This window comes from Faecalibacterium sp. DFI.5.82, assembly GCF_029076575.1.
Taxonomy (GTDB): domain Bacteria; phylum Bacillota; class Clostridia; order Oscillospirales; family Ruminococcaceae; genus Faecalibacterium; species Faecalibacterium duncaniae.
In genome coordinates this window covers 1-312 of record NZ_JARFIS010000486.1, presented here as the reverse complement: position 1 = coordinate 312, position 312 = coordinate 1, and the positions used below count along the sequence as shown (strand labels likewise).

Sequence of the window (312 nt, the reverse complement as noted above, 5' to 3'; positions counted from 1 at the left end):
TCCGCTGCACCGAGCTGGACCCCGCGCTGGGCAGCGGAGCATCTGGCCGTCCATGCCGCACAGGCCCACGCCGCGGCCGCGCAGCTTTGCCACAAGGTCCTTGTTCACCTTGCCGGCCAGCACCAGCTGAACGATCTCCATGGCAGCGTCATCGGTCACGCGCAGACCGTTGTTGAAATGGCTCTCCACGCCGACTTTTTTCAGCTTCTCGTTGATGGCCGGGCCGCCGCCTTGCACCAGCACCACCCGCACCACCAGCAGGGTCAGGGTGACAAGGTCGTTCATCACGGCGTTTTTCAGCGTCTCGTTGAT

At 64.1% G+C, this 312-nt stretch carries 1 pseudogene; it reads right to left on the bottom strand.

The features are described from left to right. Positions 1–312 (bottom strand): annotated as a pseudogene (locus P0G09_RS17535) (acetylglutamate kinase); the annotation flags it as partial.